This is a genomic window from Pedobacter sp. GR22-10, from assembly GCF_026239715.1.
In the GTDB taxonomy this organism is placed as follows: domain Bacteria; phylum Bacteroidota; class Bacteroidia; order Sphingobacteriales; family Sphingobacteriaceae; genus Pedobacter.
On record NZ_JAPIVR010000002.1, the window covers coordinates 1,198,223 to 1,219,187 of the forward strand.

Annotated in this window: 13 protein-coding genes; 4 read left to right on the plus strand and 9 right to left on the minus strand. The window is 39.6% G+C overall.

Going from position 1 to position 20,965, the window contains the following annotated elements:
* Window positions 1–86: 86 nt before the first annotated feature.
* The 7 genes from OQX64_RS12600 to OQX64_RS12630 all read right to left on the minus strand — a co-directional run bounded on the left by OQX64_RS12600 (window position 87) and on the right by OQX64_RS12630 (window position 9,429).
* Window positions 87–1,496, minus strand: coding sequence for an APC family permease (locus tag OQX64_RS12600; protein ID WP_265819025.1), 1,410 nt, complete (start codon window positions 1,494–1,496; stop codon window positions 87–89).
* Window positions 1,497–1,710: 214 nt separating this feature from the next.
* Entirely contained in the window at window positions 1,711–2,613 is a 903-nt protein-coding gene (locus OQX64_RS12605; protein ID WP_088303179.1) for an AraC family transcriptional regulator, read from the minus strand.
* Between the two features lie 164 nt (window positions 2,614–2,777).
* Complete coding sequence (locus OQX64_RS12610) at window positions 2,778–4,022, minus strand: NAD(P)/FAD-dependent oxidoreductase (protein WP_265819026.1); 1,245 nt, start codon at window positions 4,020–4,022, stop codon at window positions 2,778–2,780.
* Between the two features lie 27 nt (window positions 4,023–4,049).
* The gene (locus OQX64_RS12615; RefSeq protein WP_265819027.1) at window positions 4,050–5,051 is read right to left on the minus strand and encodes a 4-hydroxyproline epimerase; all 1,002 of its coding nucleotides are present in this window, start codon (window positions 5,049–5,051) and stop codon (window positions 4,050–4,052) included.
* A complete protein-coding gene (locus OQX64_RS12620) occupies window positions 5,048–6,631 on the minus strand; it encodes an aldehyde dehydrogenase (NADP(+)) (RefSeq protein ID WP_265819028.1) in 1,584 nt (527 codons plus the stop codon). The genes OQX64_RS12615 and OQX64_RS12620 overlap by 4 nt, the downstream gene beginning before the upstream one ends.
* Window positions 6,632–6,642: 11 nt before the next feature.
* Window positions 6,643–7,560, minus strand: coding sequence for a dihydrodipicolinate synthase family protein (locus OQX64_RS12625; RefSeq protein ID WP_265819029.1), 918 nt, complete (start codon window positions 7,558–7,560; stop codon window positions 6,643–6,645).
* A 195-nt stretch (window positions 7,561–7,755) separates the two neighbouring features.
* Window positions 7,756–9,429, minus strand: coding sequence for a M1 family metallopeptidase (locus OQX64_RS12630; protein ID WP_265819030.1), 1,674 nt, complete (start codon window positions 9,427–9,429; stop codon window positions 7,756–7,758).
* 265 nt (window positions 9,430–9,694) lie between these two features.
* On the opposite strand from OQX64_RS12630, the gene OQX64_RS12635 reads away from it, so the two are divergent.
* The gene (locus OQX64_RS12635; RefSeq protein ID WP_265819031.1) at window positions 9,695–12,058 is read left to right on the plus strand and encodes a glycoside hydrolase family 127 protein; all 2,364 of its coding nucleotides are present in this window, start codon (window positions 9,695–9,697) and stop codon (window positions 12,056–12,058) included.
* A 236-nt stretch (window positions 12,059–12,294) separates the two neighbouring features.
* On the opposite strand, the gene OQX64_RS12640 is transcribed toward OQX64_RS12635, so the two are convergent.
* Window positions 12,295–15,060 (minus strand): DUF5695 domain-containing protein, encoded by a 2,766-nt coding sequence (locus OQX64_RS12640; protein WP_265819032.1) that lies wholly within the window; start codon window positions 15,058–15,060, stop codon window positions 12,295–12,297.
* Window positions 15,061–15,441: 381 nt separating this feature from the next.
* On the opposite strand from OQX64_RS12640, the gene OQX64_RS12645 reads away from it, so the two are divergent.
* The 3 genes from OQX64_RS12645 to OQX64_RS12655 are packed head-to-tail and all read left to right on the plus strand — an operon-like array spanning window position 15,442 to window position 18,340.
* A complete protein-coding gene (locus OQX64_RS12645) occupies window positions 15,442–16,626 on the plus strand; it encodes a glycosyltransferase family 87 protein (RefSeq protein WP_265819033.1) in 1,185 nt (394 codons plus the stop codon).
* Window positions 16,623–17,555, plus strand: a complete 933-nt coding sequence (locus OQX64_RS12650; protein WP_088303170.1) for a glycosyltransferase family 2 protein — start codon at window positions 16,623–16,625, stop codon at window positions 17,553–17,555. Before OQX64_RS12645 ends, OQX64_RS12650 begins: the two co-directional genes overlap by 4 nt.
* Window positions 17,555–18,340 carry a polysaccharide deacetylase family protein gene (locus tag OQX64_RS12655; RefSeq protein WP_265819034.1) on the plus strand — a complete coding sequence of 262 codons (786 nt, stop codon included), beginning with the start codon at window positions 17,555–17,557 and terminating at the stop codon, window positions 18,338–18,340. The genes OQX64_RS12650 and OQX64_RS12655 overlap by 1 nt, the downstream gene beginning before the upstream one ends.
* A 2-nt stretch (window positions 18,341–18,342) precedes the next feature.
* On the opposite strand, the gene OQX64_RS12660 is transcribed toward OQX64_RS12655, so the two are convergent.
* Entirely contained in the window at window positions 18,343–20,103 is a 1,761-nt protein-coding gene (locus OQX64_RS12660) for a S8 family peptidase (RefSeq protein WP_265819035.1), read from the minus strand.
* Window positions 20,104–20,965: the final 862 nt, after the last annotated feature.

Genomic DNA, 20,965 nt, shown 5'->3' on the forward strand with positions numbered 1-20,965 from the left:
GGTTAAGCTGTAAATATAATTTAACAGGCAAAGAATTTCCCGTTATATTTTAATACATAACATGATTATTTTAACCGACTTAATATTTATTTAGCGGTATGAAGACGCTTGATCAGATAGTAGATTGGAATTCCAATCAGGGTAATGATTAAGCCCGGCCAGGTAAATTTTGGTTTAAATACGATGAGCAACATACAGAAAGCCAAACCCATCAAAATATAAATAACAGGCAAAACCGGGTAACCAAAAGCTTTATACGGCCGCGCCGCATCCGGACGTTTTTTACGAAGAATGAAAATCCCAAAGATGGTGAGCATATAAAATCCAACCACCACAAATGAAATCATGTCAAGCAGATCACCATATTTCCCACTGAGGCACCACAAGCAGGCAAAAACACATTGAATCCATAAGCCAAAGCCTGGAACCGAGTTCTTGTTAAGTTCGGCCACTTTCTTAAAGAACAGACCATCTTTCCCCATGGAATAATACACCCTTGCACCAGCCATGATCAGGCCATTATTACAGCCAAAGGTAGAAACCATAATCATCACTGCGATAGTAATGGTTCCGGCGGTGCCGAAAATATGATTCGCTGCAGAAACCGCCACCCGATCTTTATCTGCATAGGCGATATCGTGCAAGCTCAACACACCAGTGTACATTACATTGGTTAAAAGATAAAGTACAGTTACTATAATGGTTCCTAAGGCCAGGCTTAAACCAATATTGCGTGCCGGATTTTTAATTTCACCTGCAATGAAAGTAACATTGTGCCAGGAATCGCTGCTAAAAATTGACCCGACCATGGCTGCGGCAATGGCACCAAAAGCGGCTAGAGTTGTGTATGGCGAGATTATTCCATCAGCATTTAACGATCCTAAATGCCACATGTTTTCCCAGTTTGCTTTCCAGATTCCTTTATCTAAAAAGAATAAACCAAATACAATCAGACCAAAAAGACTGAGCAACTTGGCCACGGTAAAGGTAGTTTGAATAGCTTTCCCGGCATTAACTCCTCTGCTGTTTACGTAAGTAAGTAGTACGATAACACCTATAGCCAGCAATTGAGCAGGAGAAATGGTGAAAAAGCCTAAATCTATAGCAACTAAATCTTCACTGAACGCAGGCAATAAATAAGCTGTAAATTTGGCAAATGCCACACCAACTGCGGCTATGGTTGCCGTTTGTATAACTGTGAAAAAACTCCATCCATATAAAAAACTGATGAGTGGGTTATAGGCTTCCTTTAAATAAACATACTGACCTCCGGCCTTTGGAAACATTGCACTCAGTTCACCATAACTTAAGGCCGCAGTAAGCGTCATAAACCCGGTAATTAACCAAACCACCAGCAGCCAGCCGGCACTTCCTACATTTCGGGTAATATCTGCACTGACAATAAAAATTCCTGATCCAATCATACTACCTGCCACTAACATGGTGGCATCCAACAATTTCAATGAGGGTTTGAAGCGGCTTTTTTCTTGTTCCATGGCATTTTTTTGAGATTAATAATAGGATACACTCCTCCCATCCGGTTAAAAACCAGAACTATTTTAAGATTGAAATGTTAAGAATCGTATTGTTTGGAGAGGTAATTTGATTTCGCTGGCCAAAATCCTAAGATTGATGGTAAAGGGTTTGCAGTTTTATTTTTATATGAGTTCCCAATCAGATTCAGAATGACGGTTTCTTTTTCAAAAACAACTATGCTCCCATATAGCTCACTCTGCTTACCATATTATAGCTGTCTACATAAGCCCTTGGCGATTGGCCTATAATACTTTTAAATACCCTGTTGAAATTGGTGATGCTATTGAAACCGGCTTTATAAGCTACGCCAGAAATACAATCTGTTTTCGCTCCTGAAATCAGGCTTTTACAGGCATCATTAATTCTGACTTCATTTAAAAAAGAGACAAAGGTATGGCCGGTATGTTTCTTAAAATAACGACAGAAAGCCTGTGGTGTCATAAACGCAACATTGGCGACATCTTCCAGGGTAATCTGGCTATTGTAATTTTCGGTAATGTAGCCAATGATTTTGCTTAAACGCATGCCTTCATTTTCACTTACATTTGACGAATATAAATCAGAACATAAAGGAATGGTATCATCGCCGATAGATTGCAACGTGACCATTAATTTAACAAAGGCAAATAACAGATCGGTACCGGAAGCCTCCTGAACATCGATCATTTTAGCCAAAATTTCTTCGGTATATATAAAAGGTACCTTAAAACCATGTTTGTTTTTGGCTAAGAAAGCATTGGCTAGCTTCATTTCCGGAAGGGAAAACAGTGGTCCTAATTTTCCATTTGAATTAAAGTAAACAGAATATGATGCCACAGACCGCTCACTTTTACTTTGAAAATATTCCGGGTTGCTTTTAAACAGGTGCGGAAGCTTTGCGCCGATGACAAAAATATCTCCGGGCCTGAAGGCGTGCATATCACTCCCGGCTATCAATGTACCTTCTCCTCTTTCAATGTAAGTAATCTGCCATTCGTCGTGCCTGTGCAGATATTGATAAAAATAAGGTAGTTCAATGTGCTCAGAAATAACACTCTTGTCATCAGGCACAAGCATGGTAAATGGCAATACTTTCATGTGGTTGGTTGGTTATTTGTTGATGATTGAAGATAAGGATATTAACTGTAAAAATTAAAAAAAACCTATGTTAGGTTAAAATCCTGCTACAATGCGATAATATTCTACACAATATCAACGCAACCACTATCATTTTACATTATTAAATTGCCTGCTTAAACAGATTACGATCTGCTTACTAAAAACGGCTCTACTGACATTTGCAGCTTTTCTTCGGCAATGATCTGGCTGACCAGTAAACCGGTTGCCGGTCCAAGACTTAAGCCCATCATTCCATGACCCGTAGCAATAATTAAATTTTTTCTGTGCGTACTTCGCCCAATGTATGGTAATCCATCAGGTGACGAGGGTCTGAATCCATACCAGATGTCCTTTTTATCCGGAAGTGCCGGATGCAGATCAGGGAAATATTGAGGTACAGATTCTACAATCCCCTTAACCCTTTGCATATTTATACGGTTGTTAATGCTATCCAGCTCCATCGTTCCGCCGTATCGAATGCCACCATTCATGGGCGTAATGGCCACCCTCGCCTCGCATAGTAGAGCCGGAATGGTTAAGCGTTGCTTTGGTTCCGCTTCCATAAAGGAATAACCTTTACCAGGCATTAAGGAAATTTTTAAATCAGCCATTTTGGCTACAGCCGGAGACCATGATCCTGTAGCAATTACATATTGATCTGCTTCCCATGCCGTGGCACCAGTGAACACTTTCGTAATTTTATTTCCGGCCAATTCGATCTTATCTACTTCTTTTCCACTCACCAAAGAAACGCCATTACCCCTTAAATAAGTCAGTAAAGCATTCATGAGTTTGCCCGGATAGAGGTGGGCATCACAACGATAATGAACAGCCCCCAGTACATCAAGATTTAAATCTGGCTGTAGTGCTTTACAATCAGCAGCACTTAAAACAGCCATATCCAGTCCAAGTGCTTTGGCTTTATCAGCCAGATGCGCTTCTTCTTCACCGGCTTGCTCCGTTTTATAAAAAGCTAAGATACCGTTATTGGTAAGTTCAAAGTTAAAACCCGGTTCTTTTGATAAATCTTCGTAAAGTTTTTTGCTTAAAAGGGATAAATCTCTGAGGGGTTCTGCAGATTGCGCGACATGCTTTTCAGTTGCATGTTTCATAAATTTCAGTCCCCAGCCAATGAGGCTTGGATTTAAAGATGGGCGAACGTAAAAAGGACTTTTACTATTGAACATCCACCGGATACCCTTGCTGAGCATTCCTGGTGCCGCCAATGGAATAAAATGACTGGGCACAATCATGCCGGCGTTTCCAAAGGAACAATTATCGCTTAAATCGCCTTTATCCAGAACAGTTACCTCAAATCCTTTTTTTTGAAGATAATATGCCGACGTGAGTCCAACAATTCCTCCTCCTATAACTAATACTTTCGACATTATACTTTTATTCTATAAAAACAATTACTAAATCACCTGAAATCCGTGCGCATAAGGATCATCTTCGGCATCTATCTTGATCGTGTTGTAACCGAAAACTTTTGCCCAACCTTCTACACTTGGAATAATGGCTTTAAAACCATCCAGTTCAATTTCTTCTTCTACCCTTCCGGTAAACTTGCTGCCAATAAAACTTTCATGGATAAAATCTTCTCCTTTTTTAAGTTTTCCTTTTGCATGCCATTGGGCCATACGGGCAGATGTACCTGTACCACAGGGTGAACGATCAATGGCTTTATCTCCATAAAAAACTGCATTTCTGGCGGTTGAAGTTGGATCTAAAGTCGCACCTGTCCACAATACATGGCTGCAACCATTAATGGTAGCGTCTTGTGGATGAACAAAAGTATATTGCTCATTGATGCGCTTTCTGATTGTCTGACTCCAGGTGATGAGCTGCGATGCCGTATAATTTTCCAAACCCAGGAAGTTGGTTTGCGGATCAACAATGGCATAAAAATTCCCGCCGTAAGCCACATCAAACGTCAGCGTTCCCAAATCCGGACATTCAATTTCCAGATTTTCTGCAGCCAGATAAGAGGCTACGTTTTTTAACTTAACAGATTTTACTTTTTTCCCTTCCTGCTGGTACTCAATCTGAACCAAACCTGCCGGCGCTTCCATTCTGATTACACCCGGAATTTTTGGCTGAATCAGTCCTTCTTCTATCGCAATCGTAATGGTACCGATGGTTCCATGACCACACATGGGCAGGCAACCACTGGTTTCGATAAAGAGAACAGCCACATCATTCTGAGGATCATGTGGCGGATAAAGAATACTTCCAGACATCATATCATGACCGCGGGGTTCAAACATCAATCCTGTTCTGATCCAATCAAATTCTCTTAAAAAGTGTTGTCGTTTTTCGCTCATATTGGCACCCACCAGCTGTGGCCCGCCACCTGCCACTAGCCTTACCGGGTTTCCGCAGGTATGCGCATCTACACAAAAAAAGGTTTTACTCATAAGTCTTTCGTCAATTGCTGGTTTACCATTCTAAAAATACCCAAAGGGTTCCCATCTTTCAACTCATCTGGCAAAAGATCTTGCTCCCAATCCTGATAAGCCAGTGGTCTGACAAAACGATAAAGTGCTGTAGAACCTACTGAGGTAAACCGGCTGTCGTTTGTTGCCGGGAATGGCCCGCCATGCTGCATCGCTGCACAAACTTCAACACCCGTTGGTACACCATTTAAAATAATACGCCCTGTTTTAGCTGTTAGCTTATGAATGAGGGACTGATATTGACTAAGCTCATTTTTATCGGCCATTAAGGTCACCGTAAGTTGCCCCTGCAATACAGCAATCACGTCTTCCAGTTCTTGTTGATCTTTCGCTACCACTAAAAGTGAATATGGTCCAAAGATTTCTTCCTGTAATTTTGGATTTTTGATGAAACCTGCTGCATCTACCTGCGCCACTTTCGCTTCAGACTGGTTTTGTAATGCTTCATTTTTCACTTCAGAAACCGCAAGTAATTCAATGCCATTTTCAGCAATGATGTTCGCTGAAAGTTTAGTATAATTTTTCGCAATTCCTTCAGTAAGCATAGTTGCAGATGGAACTACTGAAATTGCGGTAGCGATGGCTTGTTTAAATTTTTCAAGCCCCGGAGATGCAATAGCCAACATTAAACCCGGATTGGTGCAAAATTGCCCTGCTCCCAACGTAATGGATGCTGCATATTTTTTAGCGAGTTCTTCCGCCTGATTTTCTATCGCCTCCGGCAGCAATATAACAGGGTTAATACTTCCCATTTCAGCAAATACCGGTATAGGCTGTGGTCGTTGTTGCGCCAGATTAATCAGCGCCATTCCGCCATGGTATGAGCCTGTAAAAGTTACCGCTTTTGTAAGTGGATGTAATACCAGGGCCGCACCTACCTGATAGCCATCATCATACAGTAAAGAAAATACACCCTTTGGCATACCTGTTTTTTCTACGGCCTTCACAATGGCTTCACCAACTAGGGCACTGGCACCATAATGTGCAGGGTGTGCTTTAACCACCACTGGGCAGCCGGCAGCCAGGGCCGAAGCTGTATCTCCACCTGCTACTGAAAAAGCCAGAGGAAAATTACTGGCACCAAATACCACGACTGGTCCCATCGGAATCAGCATCCGACGAATATCTGATCGGGGCAGAGGTTGTCTTTCCGGCAAGGCCGTATCAATAATTGCATCAACCCATGAGCCTTCTGCTACCAGGTTGGCAAAAAGCCTTAGCTGGCCGGTTGTTCTGCCTAACTCGCCTTGTAACCTGGGTAACGGCAAGCCACTTTCTGCAGATGCACGAGCCACCAAATCTTCTCCAATAGCCGAAATTTCATCTGCAATGGCATTTAAAAATGCTGCTTTTTTATCTTTATGGATATTTCTATAGGTTTCAAATGATTCGGTAGCCAATACCAAAGCCTCATTGATTTCCTGTTCACCGGCCTTACAAAATTCACCATCAAGCAATAAACCCGTTGCCGGATTTACTGCTTTAAGCTTAAGTTCAACGGCTTCTTTATAAGCGCTGGCCACTATATTTTTTCCGTTCATATTTGATTGTGTTATTTACCCCAGCTTCCTGCAGGTAATTCCGGACGAACAGCTAATGCGTCGTTAATAATTTTTAATACTTTTTCTCTTTCTGCGCCTTCAAGTGCTAAACGTGGCGCTCTTACCGCTTCCGTACCTAAACCTGTAGCTACTTCAGCAAGTTTAATGTACTGAACAAGTTTCGGATGAATATCCAATTCTAACACAGGCAAAAACCAACGGTAAATGGTTAATGCTTCCGGAATACGGTTTTCTTTAATCAGGTTAAAAATAGCGACAGTTTCTTTTGGGAAAGCATCAACAAGACCGGCCACCCAGCCATGGGCACCCATTACAATACTTTCCATGGCTAATGGATCTACACCTGTAAAAATTTTAAAACGATCACCAAAACGGTTGATTAACCGGGTTACGTTTGAAATATCCCTGGTGGATTCTTTGATGGCCTGTACATTTGGATATTTGGTCAGTACTTCAAACATATCCAGGGTTACTTCAATTTTATAATCAACAGGGTTGTTGTAAATCATGATGGGCAATGAAGTGGCTTCAGCAATGGCCCCGAAAAATGCCAATGTTTCATCTGCCGATGCATTGTAGCGCATTGGAGGCAATAACATTAGGCCTTGCGCGCCAAGAGATTCTGCCTTTTTTGCTACTTCAATTCCTTTTTTTGTGGTAGATTCTGAGATGTTTAACAGAACAGGCACACGACCGTTTACTACTTCTAAAGTGTGGGATAATAACCCGAATTTCTCTTCATCTGTTAATACACTGGCTTCGCCAAGTGATCCGCCAAGGATAATACCCTTTGCACCAGCTTCCAGTTGGGCTTCGATGTTTACATCAAAAGCAGCGAAGTCTAATTCATCATTTGCTGTAAATTTTGTCGTTACAGCCGGGAAAACCCCTGTCCATTTTATTGCCATTTTACTATTAATTTTTATAATTATATTTTTCAAAAAATTTATGAGATGCTTGATGAGTTATTCCAGAGAACAAAGCCTGCATGTAACTTTTATATTGTAATTCTCATCTTATATTCAAAGTTACGCCATAGCTTCAGGGTGGAATTGTTGTATTTTAACCGATACCAACTATAAATAGACCATTTAGGTTAAAATCTAACTGTTCATTTTAACCTGCAGGTAATACATGAATTCAATCGCTGCTTTTTCCAGTAAAGATTCTTGCCCTTGCAATAGTTTGCAATGTGCCCAGGTTGGTGTCGGAATAAGTTTTAACGTTTTAACACCCTCTTTTTTAAGGATTAACGGCAAATTAAACCCGTCAACACAGTTAGTATACCGGTAAAACACTTCATCATTTTTAATGTAATATTCAAATACAGGTACCTGGGTAGTTCGTAAATACTGATCAAAGACTTTTGAATAAGAATAACCGGCTTGTTTGGAAACATAAGCTTCTACCTGAGCGCTTGTTACCGTTTGGTGATAAAAAACTTTATTTAGTCCCCGCAAAATGGACCTGAAAAGTTCATCATTATCCAAACTGTGCCTGATGGAATGCAGCATATTGCCTCCTTTCGGATACATGTCTCCGCTACCCTGAGCATTTACGCCATAAGGTGGAATAATCGGCCGATCATTTCGGATCCCTTTTCTGATGCCAAAATTATACGCATTACCTGCGTCAGTTCCGAAATTATAATCCACAAACAGGGTTTCGCTATAATTGGTAAAACCTTCATGTACCCACATATCCGCAAGATCTTTGGTGGTGATGTTATTGCCGAACCATTCATGACCACTTTCGTGGATGATGATAAAATCCCATTTTAACCCCCAGCCATTGCCAGACATATCCCGGCCTAAATAACCAAACTTATATTTATTGCCGTAAGAAACTGCTGACTGGTGTTCCATCCCGGTATGAGAGGCATCGATGAGCTGATAGCCATCTTCATAAAAAGGATATGGGCCAAGCCAATGTTCAAAGCTTTTCATCATTTTATGAACCTGATCGGGCATGTAGGTGCTGGCTTTGCCAAGGTTATAATCCAACACCCAGTAATTCAGGTCTAGCTTTCCTTTTTCACCTGCATACTGTTCCTTAAAATTTACATATTTACCAATGTATGGAATAATGCAATAATTACTAATGGGATTAACTACATTATATTTATAGGTTACTGTACCATCGTGATTATCTTTTTTAAAAACCAATCTGCCATTGCCAATACCTACAAGGGTATCAGGAATGGTCATTGTTAAGGAAGCGCCTAAATCTGGTTCATCACTTTGATGGTCTTTATTAGGATACCAGACTGATGCGCCCAAACCCTGGCAGGCAACAGTCATCCATGGCCTGGATAGAGAATCAGTTGTGAAAATGAATCCTCCATCCCAGGGCGCACGTTTTGCCTGATGTACATTTCCATGATAGAAGATTTTTACACGGTTAACTGTTTTTAATTTCTGACCGGGAACATGGGCATACCAAACACTTCCTACGTGCTCAAATTTAAGTTTTGCATGTTCATTATACCAAATGCTATCAATCACCAGTGGTTCCTGAAGGTCAATTTGCATGCGGGTTTTTCCATCATTCGGTTGAACTACCTTATAAATGATTTCATTGGCACCAGATATGCTTTTGTGCCCATAATCAGGTTTAAAAGCAAGCTCATACCGTTGTACATCCCACCAGGTTCTTTCAGCATTCAGGCTTCCCCTAAGCGTATCAGCTAAAGTGTAGGATGGCGATTTTACCTGAGCAAAAACTGCTGGTGCATATAAACCGGCAAAAAGCAAAAAAATGCGGATTAAATTTTTCATCGTAAAAAACTAAACAGATAATGCGGTTGATATTGACGCTGTACGAAGATGGCCAAAGTGTTTGTTAATCAGGAATTTTTAGTACAAACCGGATAAAATACGGGATGAATCAGACAATTAATGGCAATTGCTATGGTATCATAATCACCTTAATTTAATCATATATTTAAAACAGGGTTAAAATATGCTTAATAATGGCAAATTATAGGGGTTTACAAGCTATACCTTTTGTTTAATTTTATTGATTAGATAAACCCTTACCATCATGAATAAGATTATGATTAAAGGCTTGCTGATATTGGCCCTGTCAGGCGCTGTAGATACTCAAGCTCAAAATTACTTTCCACACTTTAACGATAGCCGGATAAAAGTTAAAAACAGCACGCCAATTAAAGCCTATGCTTTTGATCTTTCGCAGGTAAGCTTGCTGGAAAGCACATTTAAAACCGCTATGCTGGCAGATGAATCCTATCTCGCCGTCATTGATCCGGATCGCCTGTTATCGGGTTTCAGAAAAAATGCAGGACTTGAGCCTAAGGGCAAAATTTATGGCGGCTGGGAAAGTGATGGTTTGGCCGGCCACTCATTAGGCCATTATTTATCGGCCATATCCATGCAATATGCCACCACTAAAGATCCGGCGGTTTTAACCAAAGTAAATTATATTGTTGATGAACTGGTGGCTTGTCAGAAAGCTAGAAAAAACGGTTATCTGGGTGCTTTTGGAAATGAAGATAAAATCTGGGGTGAACTGGCAAAGGGAAATGTGAAAACCGGTGGCTTTGATTTAAATGGCGGCTGGTCTCCATGGTATACCGTGCATAAAATTCTGTCCGGACTTTTGGATGCCTACTTTTACACAGGCAATAAAAAGGCCCTCAGCGCTTCAGTAGCCCTGGCAGATTGGACTCAACATATCGTAAGCAAACTAAATGATGAGCTTTTGCAAAAGATGCTTTTTTGTGAATACGGCGGAATGGCCGAAACATTGGTTAACCTGTATGCCATAACCGGCGAAAAAAAATACCTGGACTTATCTTACAAATTTTATGATAAACGCATCCTTGATCCTCTGGCTAAAGAACAGGATATCTTACCCGGAAAACATTCCAATACGCAAATTCCTAAAATTATTGCCAGTGCCAGAAGACATGAAATTACAGGCGATCAAAATGACAAGGCCATTGCAGATTTTTTCTGGAAAACGATTGTTTACCACCACTCTTATGCTACCGGAGGCAACAGTAACTACGAGTATTTAAGCGAACCCAATAAATTAAATGATAAGCTAACCGAAAATACCACCGAAACCTGTAACACGTATAACATGCTGAAATTAACAGGCCACCTCTTTGCGGAAAATCCGTCAGCAGAATTATTTGATTATTATGAAAAAGCCTTGTATAATCACATTCTGGCCTCGCAAAACCATGATGATGGAATGATGTGCTATTTTGTGCCATTACGCATGGGCGGTAAAAAAGAATACAGCGATCAGTTTAATACCTTTACCTGTTGCGTAGGCACGGGTATGGAAAATCATGTAAAATACAATGAAAGCATTTATTCCAGAGGCGATGATGGCAGTTTATATGTAAACCTTTTTATTCCATCAGTTTTAAACTGGAAAGAAAAAGGACTAACCTTAACGCAGCAAACGGCTTTACCACAGGGAGACCATACCACGCTCAAGCTCAAGTTAACCAAAGCATCTACATTCGCTATCCGGGTAAGAAAGCCTAAATGGTCAACTGAAGCCACTATAGCCGTGAATGGTGAAATTCAAAAAATTATGCCTGATCAAACAGGTTATTATGTGATTACCCGAAAATGGAAAAATGATGATCAAATCAGCTATGTTACACCCGAGAAATTATATACGGAGGCCATGCCTGATAATGCAGACCGCCGGGCTGTATTTTTCGGACCAGTATTACTTGCCGGAGTTTTAGGAACGACAGAACCAGATCCAATTAAAGGTGTTCCGGTATTTGTAAGTGCCAATAAAGACCCTAAAGATTGGTTAAGTGTGGTAAATCAGGCTGAACTTAAATTCCAGACTAAAAACATTGCCCAACCGCAGGAGGTAACCATGATCCCCTTCTATCAAACAAAAAACCAGTTTTATAGTGTTTACTGGGATGTATTTACCCCTGAAAAATGGGCGGTACAGCAGAAAATTTACGATGAACAGAAACGGAAGCAAAAAGAACTGGAAGATAAAACGCTTGATGTTTTCAGATTTGGCGAGATGCAACCAGAACGCGACCACAATTTCACGGCAGCTAAAGAGTCAATGGGAGAAGAACATGGCAGCAAGTGGCGTATGGCTGGTGAAGAGGGTTTTATTCAATTTGAGGTTAAGGTAGATCCTAATGCACAGAATACCATTATTGCATCTTATTGGGGCATGGATAACCGGGGAAGAAACTTCGATATTTTGGTTGATAACGTAAATATTGCATCAGAAGATTTAAACCGGTATAAAGAGAGTCGCTTTTATGAAATTTCCTATAAAATCCCTCCAGAATTAAGTAAAGGCAAAAAAAAGGTAACGGTTAAACTATCTCCGAAAGCCAGGAATAGTGCGGGTCCTGTTTACAGTATCAGAGTGATTAAAGAAAAATAATCAACATGGCAGCAAACTGATTACATTTCTGATATCAGCTTTTTATTTGAAGATTTCAGAACCCAACTTTCAAAAGCTTGGAAAAAAAGCAGTGGCTGTATCATAAATTCAAAATGTCAAGGAGCCTGTCGAAAGACTTGTTAAAAAATGTTCTTAACGGTGTTTCGACAAGCTCAACCTGACAAATCTGAGTTATTAATGAAGGTACAGCCTTCTGAAATAATGAGCTGGTGAATTTATTTTTGAATCAACACTGCTGTGGTTCCCGTTGGAGAAAGATTAATAAAACTTGCTCCACGTTCCTTTGTGTTTACAGACTTTATCTCATAAGTACCTACACCCGATATTTTTGCAGGCTGGGCAATTCGGATGATGGCAGTTGGTGTATATGCATCTGCCTTTTCTAAGTTCAGCTTTACTTCACCAGTTGAGCTATTATATTGCAGGGATGCTATTTTACCGGCATCAAGTGAAATCCACAATCCAATTGGGGCTAAGTAAACCGATGATTTTGCGGCAGTAGTTAGTTTAATATCAATCTTATTCTTGATCTTCTTCAAGTTCCCGCCAAAAGCCAGCCAGCCAAATTCAGGATGTTCCAGCACATACGTTGAGGTATTTACGGCATAACCAAAAAAGCCAGAGCCATAATCTCCTGTAATGCCATCATTCTTTAACGTAGATGGATAAGCATGAAAAGCTGCAGGTGCAAATCCATCTTTAGTGATATTAGAGATGGAACCCATTAAGCCACCATAGCCGGCACGCAACAAATAAAAATCAGCAGGATTTTTGCGGTAATCCATCAATAACGGAATGGCATTTAATGCAGAACCATAGTGGTGAATCATCCTTTCGATGCGCTGCAATTTACCTCCGTATAAAAAATCCCAGTAACGGCGGGCATTTCCATTATATGCCCAATGTGGGATTACTGGCATATATGCTAAAATAGCATCAAGCGTTACTTTTGCTTTATCATTATAGCCAAAATAATTCGACCACACATAAACTTCTTCCTGCCCGGTAGAATCCCAGGGCATTTCGCTACCAAAGGGGTATTCCAGTGATTTCCAATGATCGGCACGTTTTTTCATTTCCAGTTCCAGCTTAGCCGCTTCTTCCATCAAACCTTCATTTTTCAGATCAGTTAGGATAAGATAAAAAATGGTTCCTTCCATTTGCCCGAATTGCGCATAATAAGGCGCAATGTTTACCATGGCCATTCCTGTTTCGGCAGCATCAATAAGGTGTTCTTTCCAGGTGGATGGATTTACCAGGCCTTTATAATTTCGGGCTAAGCGATACATCATCCAGTGTGCAGCTGCAACATGTGGATAATTATAGGAACGGCCCAGATTATCAGCTTCTTTTTTAGGCCAGGCAGACCAGGTTTTAAAATTTATGCTGCTGGAATAGGTATTTTTAGGCATCGAGTCCGGCTCATAAAAAAACAAACTCTTTTTTACGCCATATTTTTGCGGACCGTTTTTAAGCTGAATATTTCCAAACATTACGGTATCTACAAATTTTTGCAACTTATCAATTTCAGCCTTCTCCGGATGAACCAACTGTTTCATAATGGCACCAAGCCAGGAGCCAGCTCCTCCTTCATCACTCAGGCCGGCAATCCATGCGCGATTATCCTGTATCACCTGTTGCTGTTCTTCATTGTCATAAGTAATCACCGATGGCGAACGTTTAAATTGATCATTAGGTTGTTCAAACCATTGTTTTGTCGTTAAGAAATTTCCATAACTGGCAATAACATTGGCTTCGGGCTCAATAATTTTATAATTCACCGTCTGCTCCAAGCCATCTTCATATAAAATGGTTAATCTGGCTCTACCCCATGTCCTGCCATTAACAGCATAACTTTTCCAGCCATTTTTGGTTGTGCCTATAGCCTTAATTACCATCGAATTTTCCGGAAAGGCTTTGATTGTTTTAATTTTACTGCCATATTTAAGGAACAATTTAGCATCTACATCTCGGGGAATTACATAACCCGGAAAGGAAACTGCCACTGGTCGCTTATTTTCGATCAGTTTTTGTTCCGTATCTCTTGCCGTACCGGACAGGACAAACTGGAGTCCATACGTTCTGGTTTCATTGGGCTTTAAGCTGGTTGATGTTGGCACATTCCATTGATCAGCATTTTTCCATTCATTCTCCGCATAGGCCTTGCTATAAATCATCCACTCATAGAAACCTTCAAAGGCAATTCCTCTGGGTGTACGGTCATCATTTAAAGGGTTATAGGCTTCAAATGGTGTTTTGCCAAAAGGCAAAACTAATAAAGATGGCGCATGACCACTTAACCGGGTTACCTGTAAATAACCTGCATCATTTCCAATATAGGGATCATAAAAAACATTTTTAGCATGGGCTTGCTCCAGTGTCCGGCCTTCCAGAATATTATCAAAAATCATGGGTATACCCAAAGCACCAATTTCTATATTTTGAGCAGATTTGTTTCTTAATTCAAATTTTAAGATCAGTTTACCATCATTCATTTCCCAGCTTCGGATGATTTGTAAAGGAATATCTGCAGGCAGAGTAGCGGCAAGATCTGCTGATGCCAGCACCTTACCATTCGCAGCCAATGCTTTTACCGGCATCCTTTTGCCCGCGGTGCTGTAGCTGGTCCACGCTTTACTATTTTCTGTTTTAATCTTCAGGTTAAGATCACCCAGGTGGTAAAGTCCGTCTGAACTTCTGACTTTCAAACTATCACCCGGCACAAAATCAAAATCTTTAACGTTTTTGGGTTGCAATCCAGCAACTGTCTGAGCTGATTTAACCAGTTTTAAATTAAATGCGCCGGCATCAAAAGAGAGATAACCTTTCTCTAAACCTAATGTGGAAGGTTTTTTACCTAAACTGATCCACGGTGATTGTGCATTTACAATCCCCGTGCTTACAAAAAGCACGATCATAAAGATTATGGCGGGTAATAATGGCCTTTTGCTCCTTCTTGTTATTTTAAGTGTTTTATTCATGATGGTTAACATTAAAACTATGCTCAGTATAGTCAATCAAAAATACTCTTTAAAGAAACAAAGGAAAACCAATCTGACAATTTAGACAAGATTGGTAAAGTATCAGCTTAATTATGGTGAATGGAAGTTTCCGAAATTAATAATTTCATTCAGAATCAGTAGAACTTAGAATTATCATTCGATCATACCCGGCAATCAGACTATTTGAAAATTCGGTAATCAATCATTTTAAAGTGATGAAGCGTATAACTTTTCTTTTAATCAGCCCCATAATGAATATTATATTTAATTAAAAGATAACAGCTGGCTGGGGAATGGATGATGTACAATCATAGCCCTGTTGTGGATCATTAAATTCATTATATTTGCCCAACCAATCATATGAGCACAGTAACAAACTCGGTCTTTTCTAAAATTTTTGCCTTTTTACAAAAAAAACAATGTGTTATTGGCATATATGTTATATTGGCTATTGTTGCCGGTACAAAACAATACCTTCACCATTCGTTCAACAATTACCTTATTTTCAAATATGTTTATCTGCATACACTTGATTTGCAGAATTTATATAACAATTATGCAGAATATGGCGACAGCAACCATTATGGAATCATTTTCTCTTTACTGATTGCTCCTTTTGCCTGGCTGCCTGATGGCCTGGGCATGATTTTGTGGAACATTGCTAATGTTTTGGTACTACTCTGGGGTATTTATAGTCTGCCGCTTTCACTCAATAAAAGAACAGTTATTGCCTGGATTTGTGCACATGAAACACTTACAGCCCTATTCAGCTTTCAGTTCAACATTGCTTTAACCGGATTGATATTGCTTAGCTTTTCTTACTTAATAAAAAAACAAGAAATTAAATCTGCCATTTTTATCGCTTTAGGCACATTTGTAAAGCTATATGGCATTGTAGGTTTGGCATTTTTCTTCTTTACCCGGCATAAAGTAAAGTTCATTTTGGCAGGTGTGCTAGCTGTATTTTTACTCTTCCTGTTGCCAATGGCCATTTCCTCACCTGACTTCGTGATACAATCTTACGTAGATTGGTATCATTCCCTTGTTCATAAAAATGCTTCAAATGCTTCCCTTACTTCTTTTCAGGATATTTCTGTAATGGGCATGGCAAGAAGAATAAGTGGAGACGTCAATCTTCCAAATATGCCTTTTTTACTTGGCGGGTTAATCCTTTTCGCTTTGCCCTATTTAAGAATCAGCCAATATAAACACCTTGCTTTCCGCTTAATGCTTTTGGCATCTACGTTAATATTCACGGTGATCTTTAGCAGTGGATCTGAATCGCCCACTTATATTATTGCCTTTGCAGGTGTGGCCATCTGGTTTATCGTTCAAACATCGCCAAAAAGTAAATGGGCAATAGGCTTGTTTGTGTTTGCGTTTTGCTTAACCAGCTTATCTCCAACAGACCTGTTTCCAAGAGCTGCAAAAGAATTTATTCGCCTATATTCACTCAAAGCCCTACCTTGCATGATCATTTGGTTTACGATTATTTACCAAATGATGAAAGAAGATTTTAAATCATATTTGATTGCTGATAAATGAAGAAATTAGTTTCTATAGTCATACCAGCTTACAATGAAGCTGATAATATTTTTGTGATCTCTGAAAGTATCAAGAACGTTTTCTCCACCATCAATTATAATTATGAAATTATCCTGGTAGATGATGGAAGTGCAGATCATACCCTTGAAAAAATCAAGGAGTACTCATCCACTGCAGAGAACATTTTCTTCCTGGAATTTAGTAGAAATTTCGGCCATCAGCTTGCAGTGAAAGCCGGTATGGATCATGCCTTCGGCGACTGTGTGATTTCAATGGATTGTGACATGCAGCACCCGCCAGAGCTAATTCCTGAAATGCTTAAAAAATGGGAAGCTGGTTTTGAAGTGGTTTATACCATCAGGGCAGAAGATAAAAGTCTTTCTAAAGGAAAGCGAAGCTCATCCAATCTTTTTTATAAAATACTGAATTGGTTATCAGATATTGATCTTGAACCTGGTGCCGCAGATTTCCGCTTACTGGATCAGAAAGTGGTAAATGTTTTCCGGAATTTTCACGAAAATGAACCCTTCCTTCGTGGTTTGGTAAAGTGGTTAGGCTTTAAGCAACATGCCATAAAGTATCAACCGGCAGCACGTTTTTCCGGATCAAGTAAATATACCCTAAAGAAAATGATTCGATTGGCCCTGCATGGCGTTACCGCATTTAGCATAAAGCCACTATATTCGGCTGTTTACTTGGGCTTTATCTTATCATTAGCTTCCGTTTTATACATTCCCTATGTAATTTATGCATTCGTTAATCATGTTGAAGTTTCCGGTTGGGCATCCATGATTATGACCATTGTATTTTTCGGTGGTTTGCAATTAATTATTTTAGGAATCATCGGTATCTATGTAGGTAAAATGTTTATGCAGACTAAAAACCGTCCAAATTATATTATCCGTTCAACCAATATCCCTCAGCAATAATGGTATTATTAAGTTTTGATATTGAAGAATTTGATATGCCTTTTGAATATGGCAAGGATATTTCGTTTGCAGATCAGATTTCCATTTCAAGAGCAGGTACGATCGCCATTTTGGATTTATTGGATAAACACCACGTTCAAGCGACGTTTTTTTGCACGGTTACTTTCGCCGAAAATGTACCTGATCTAATTGAGCGCATAACCAAAAGCGGACATGAATTGGCTTCACATGGCTATTTTCACTCAGATTTTAAACCGGAACACTTGCTTCAGTCTAAACTGCGACTACAAGAACTCTCCGGAAAAGAAATTACTGGTTATCGCATGGCCCGCATGATGCCTGTTGATGAAAAAGAAATAGAAAAGGCTGGTTATACCTATAATACTTCAATTAATCCCACTTACTTACCTGGCCGCTATAATAATTTCAACATCTCCAGAACCTTTTTTACCAAGCAAAATGTACTGCAAATTCCAGCTTCTGTAAGTCCAATTATCAGGTTTCCGCTATTCTGGCTTTCCTTTCACAATTTGCCACTTGGTGTCTACAAGTTCCTGGCTCGCTGGACTTATCAAAAAGATCGATACTTAAATATTTATTTTCATCCATGGGAATTTACTGATCTTAATGATGTGGAGAGGTTTGGCTTTCCTGCTTACGTGAGAAAAAACACAGGACAAAAAATGATCAGAAGAATGGATCGTCTGATCGCCTGGATGAAAGCAAAAAAATATCCGTTTGCTACCTTTCAGGAATTTATCAATACAAGAACTAAAGCCAGCTGATATTAATAAGTTGCCGCTAGTTTTAAGGCATTGTATGCATTTACTATACCACCACTAACACAAATTTCACTAAATAGCGCCCTGGTATTCTCACCTTTTTCGTTTTTATATTTGACCTTGCGGTTTACTTTCGAAACAGATTTAATAATGATCTCCCTGACCTGAGCAGGCTTAAGTTGAGGGTAATAACTCAAAATCAAAGCAGCCAAACCCGATACCACCGGCGAAGCCATACTGGTACCATCAAGCTCTTCATATTTACCATCAGGAATAGTAGAGTTTATTAAAAAGCCAGGCGCAAAAACATCAACATTATATTTCCCATAATTTGAGAAATCAGCTTTCAATGTTTCATCGTCTTTATATGCACTTGCGCCAACCTCAATCCAATTGGTAGCACTGGGTAAACTAAATTTCGCAGAATCAAGTGGTACCTGTTTTGGAACAGCAATACCCATTGGAGGCCTCATGCCCATGGTATGTTGTCCGACAGGTTTTTGTGGTATAAAATCTGGTTTCAATGGTTTGCGGTGTGCCGACTTGTATGCCTCTGCTTCAGCACCATCATAATATTTATTTGGAAAATTTTCTTCAACATCATTATTCTGATGATCATTGCCAGCAGCATGAACCAGCAGTACACCATTAGATTCAGCATATTTTACTGCTTCATCAACAACCTTTTTATCCCATTTATATGCCTTTCCGAAGCTCATGTTAATCACCCTGGCGCCGTTATCTACAGCATATCTGATTCCATTAGCTACATCTTTATCCCGTTCATCGCCTGTTGGTACAACCCTGATGGCCATTATACGCACATGATTGGCCACGCCCAAAATACCTGAATTATTATTACGATCAGCACCAATAATCCCACTTACATGCGTTCCATGCATGGCATCCGGCCCTTTTACATCTGCATTTCCATAGTTTCTATCCTGACTATTAGCATAATCATCCCCTACCAGTTCTGCCCTTTTATCATATTTAGGATTCAGATTGTATTTCAGCATAGCATCATATTGCTTATAACCATCTTTAATATTCTTATAAAACTTATCAAAGCCACCATCTTCTCTTGAACCTTTCCTGATAATGGTTTTAACCTGCTCTTCTGTCTCATCATCAGCCTTATATTTTTCTATATCTTCATAAGTTGGAATTTGCTTATGATTTATGGTGGCCACAGAATCCAAAACCTTATTAATGGCAACAAGTACAGAAAACGTATTACTGGCATCTTCATATTTCTTTCCGAAATCACCCACCATTTTTTTATAAAGCCTGAATTCTTCCTTTTGATTACTATCTAATGGTGTCAGATTGGTGGTAGACTGATACTTTGGTGTATAGATTCTAAGAAGCCGGACCAATTCCAGATTATCAAATTCCAGATTACCTTTCTTTGAACCAATAAAATTCCATCCATGAATATCATCGATATAACCATTACCATCATCGTCAATACCATTTCCAGGAATCTCTTTTTGATTAACCCATAAAACCGGTTTTAAATCAGGGTGATTAATATCGACCCCGCCGTCAATAACAGCTACAATGATATTTTCTTTTGGTTTTTTATCCTTTAAAAGATCACGATAAGCTTTCTCTGTACTAATTCCAAAATAACCACTCTCCGTCAGATCCAGATTAAACCAATTCGCAGGAAGCTTTACATTTTTATTCTGTGCAGAAGCACCCATTTGAACAAGGATGAAAACAATAAGAGTAAGTAATTTTCTTTGGCTGAAATTAGTCATATGATGAAGTACGTAATGGTACAATAATACGGATTTATTAAATGGGCACTTAAAGATTTTACATTTTTTAACAGGAAGAAAGTGAATCATTTGCAAAAGAAAGTCAGCAACAATTGGCTATTTCAGTCCTGCTGTACACGACAATCTTTTTGTTGAGATATTTCTAAAAATAGAACGTTATGGTTAACAAAAAGGATTTTCGTTGCCATCAGGTTTATTAAAGACAGGCCTGGTGCCTTTTTTGAAAGCCTGCTTCTGCTGAGGCGTTTAAATCCACTCTTCTCAGATCCTGAATCCCATTCAGGAGAACCAGACAAGGGCTTCGGAAAACATTGATTGAGAATAACTTTAAACTGGCTCTTCTTCAGACTCCAAATGCGACTACACAACGTTTCATCACCCTAAATCTGCGAAATTCTCTGAAATCTGCGGGAACCATTATAGATAGGTTCTAATCTCCTGTTCTTCTATCGTTATGGATTAGTACCCTTAAAAACATCCCGGATTTCAACAACACGATCTTTCATCACCTTAAATCCGCGAAATCCCTGAAATCTGCGGGAAACAATTATAGATGGATTCCTAATCTCCTTGTTTTTCTATCGTTATGGGTTAGTACCCTTAAAAGATCCTGAATTTCAACGACACAACGTTTCATCATCCTAAATCTGCGAAATCCCTGAAATCTGCGGGAACCATTATAGATGGATTCTAATCTCTTTGTTTTTCTATCGTTATGGATTAGTAGCCTTAAAAACATCCTGGATCATGTCTCAGCAATATTCAAACAACAATTCAGCCTTTGCTCTTTAGCCTTTGCTCCTCGGTCTTTGCTCCTTATTCTTTGCTCATTGTTCCTTGC

What these genes read in the sequence shown, in the direction of transcription:
- OQX64_RS12650 (WP_088303170.1), top strand. Translation starts at nt 16,623, where the DNA reads ATGAAGAAATTAGTTTCTATAGTCATACCAGCTTACAATGAAGCTGAT.
- OQX64_RS12600 (WP_265819025.1), bottom strand. Translation starts at nt 1,496, where the DNA reads ATGGAACAAGAAAAAAGCCGCTTCAAACCCTCATTGAAATTGTTGGAT.
- OQX64_RS12660 (WP_265819035.1), bottom strand. Translation starts at nt 20,103, where the DNA reads ATGACTAATTTCAGCCAAAGAAAATTACTTACTCTTATTGTTTTCATC.
- OQX64_RS12625 (WP_265819029.1), bottom strand. Translation starts at nt 7,560, where the DNA reads ATGGCAATAAAATGGACAGGGGTTTTCCCGGCTGTAACGACAAAATTT.
- OQX64_RS12655 (WP_265819034.1), top strand. Translation starts at nt 17,555, where the DNA reads ATGGTATTATTAAGTTTTGATATTGAAGAATTTGATATGCCTTTTGAA.
- OQX64_RS12645 (WP_265819033.1), top strand. Translation starts at nt 15,442, where the DNA reads ATGAGCACAGTAACAAACTCGGTCTTTTCTAAAATTTTTGCCTTTTTA.
- OQX64_RS12630 (WP_265819030.1), bottom strand. Translation starts at nt 9,429, where the DNA reads ATGAAAAATTTAATCCGCATTTTTTTGCTTTTTGCCGGTTTATATGCA.
- OQX64_RS12635 (WP_265819031.1), top strand. Translation starts at nt 9,695, where the DNA reads ATGAATAAGATTATGATTAAAGGCTTGCTGATATTGGCCCTGTCAGGC.
- OQX64_RS12605 (WP_088303179.1), bottom strand. Translation starts at nt 2,613, where the DNA reads ATGAAAGTATTGCCATTTACCATGCTTGTGCCTGATGACAAGAGTGTT.
- OQX64_RS12610 (WP_265819026.1), bottom strand. Translation starts at nt 4,022, where the DNA reads ATGTCGAAAGTATTAGTTATAGGAGGAGGAATTGTTGGACTCACGTCG.
- OQX64_RS12640 (WP_265819032.1), bottom strand. Translation starts at nt 15,060, where the DNA reads ATGAATAAAACACTTAAAATAACAAGAAGGAGCAAAAGGCCATTATTA.
- OQX64_RS12615 (WP_265819027.1), bottom strand. Translation starts at nt 5,051, where the DNA reads ATGAGTAAAACCTTTTTTTGTGTAGATGCGCATACCTGCGGAAACCCG.
- OQX64_RS12620 (WP_265819028.1), bottom strand. Translation starts at nt 6,631, where the DNA reads ATGAACGGAAAAAATATAGTGGCCAGCGCTTATAAAGAAGCCGTTGAA.